Source organism: Candidatus Neomarinimicrobiota bacterium (assembly GCA_034716895.1).
Classification (GTDB): domain Bacteria; phylum Fidelibacterota; class UBA8477; order UBA8477; family JABMPR01; genus JABMPR01.
Genome location: JAYEKW010000211.1, coordinates 1 through 1849 on the forward strand (window position 1 = coordinate 1; position 1849 = coordinate 1849).

Below are 1849 nucleotides of genomic sequence, written 5' to 3' on the forward strand. Positions count from 1 at the left end.
GAAGAATTATCGGCCAAGGAGGATGGGGAATCATCCAGCATTGTCCGTAAACGGGTCCAGAATGCCAGGGATCAACAGATCAAGCGTTTTGATCATAATCCACATATTCATTCCAATGCTGATATGCCACCCAAGATGATCCGAACGATCTGTCTTATCGATCAGACTTCAGCTGAGCTGCTTAAAGCAGCTATCACCAACCTGGGTTTGAGTGCCCGAGCCTATGATCGGATTCTTAAAGTGTCACGGACCATTGCAGATCTGGGAGAATCGGATCAGATCCGGGCAGAGCATATATCGGAAGCTATTCAGTACCGAACTTTGGATCGGCAGTTGTGGATGAATTGAGTTCTTTAGAGCTGGACAAACCGGACATTTCTGATAGCTTTTCATCACTCATGCTCTTGCATGGGGGCATTGCCGTCATCGTCCCACCCCGGATTCAGGGCCCATGCAAGTGCATAATTGTTGAGAAGTTGAAAGCAGCAGATACTATGTTTGCCAATTCTATTGGATGCCCAGTTGGTGCCACTTATCTTTCGACCCTATCGTCCGAATTACTTTGGGACTTGCAAAACCTTAAATACCACGGGGGATCATCATGTCTGACAAACCAACTTACACAGAATGTGAACAACGGATTCTCGAATTAGAGCGAGCTGTAACGGAGCACAAGCAGGCTGAAGAAAAATGTAAAGAAAGTGAAGAAAAATATCGATTGATCGTTGAAAATGCCAACGACGGTATTGAAATCACCCAAGACGATAAGATAATATTTTCGAATACCCGATTTGCTGAGATGCTCGGCTATACCGTTTCGGAAATAGAGAATACGGTTTTCAACAAAATTTATACAGGACAGGCCCTCAAAGATCTACATATCCGTAACAAAAAACGAGAACTCAGTGAGGTGGTGCCGATCAATTATGAAACCACCCTGTGTAAAAAAGATGGAACCCTGATTAATGTTGATGTCAAATATGAAATTATCGATTACCAGGGAGAACCGGCCACTTTTGCCATTATCCGAGACATCACAGAGCGCAAGCAGACGGAGAAGGCGCTGAGGGAGAGTGAAGAGAATTACAAAATTACATTGAAGAATCTCCAGGTTGGCGTGGTGGTTCACAGTAAAGATGGCAATGTATTATTCAGTAATCCTGAAGCGTCTCAACTACTGGGACTAACTGATGAGCAAATGCTTGGGAAAGAGCTTATTACTCCATCCTGGAATTTTGTACATGAAGATCTATCAATTATGAAAGTTGAAGATTATCCCGTAAGCAGAGTAATTACAACAGAACAAAAACTCGATTTCTATCAAGTTGGAATACAAACAAAAGGCAGAAATTATATCACCTGGGTAATTGTTAATGCCAACCCTGTATTTTCTGATAATGAACTTGATAAAATCATCGTAAACTTTGTTGACATCACCGAACACAAGCAGGCGGAAAAAGAACTACTTGATCTAAAAAATAGCCTGGAAGAAAAAGTAAAAGAACAAACTAAAGATTTAGAAGAAAAAGTGGATCATCTGCAGCGATTCCACGATGCAACTATAAAACGAGAATTGAGAATAAAAGAACTGCGAGATGAGATAGATCAGTTGAAAGAGAAATATGGAGAGAAGTAGGCGGGTTGCGGGGGCCGAGCAAAGAAGTGCAAAACTCGAGTTCAGCTGATCCGCCAGCTGGCGGAGAAACTGGACTTGAGGTGAAAGTGTGTTATAGCATTCTGAACTCCATCCGAAAAGAGGTGAAGTCCAGTCTGCTGAGATTTGCCTATCAGCCCTTTCAAGGGCTTTATAAGAGGAAATATGAATACTAAAAATTATGTTAAATCTCAC

General features: G+C 42.0%; 2 protein-coding genes. Both read left to right on the forward strand.

What is annotated here, in order from left to right:
- On the forward strand, window positions 1-348 hold a 348-nt coding region (locus U9Q77_12325; GenBank protein MEA3288144.1), incomplete at its 5' end, for a magnesium chelatase.
- Between the two features lie 253 nt (window positions 349-601).
- Window positions 602-1636 (forward strand): PAS domain S-box protein, encoded by a 1035-nt coding sequence (locus U9Q77_12330; GenBank protein MEA3288145.1) that lies wholly within the window; start codon window positions 602-604, stop codon window positions 1634-1636.
- Window positions 1637-1849: the final 213 nt, after the last annotated feature.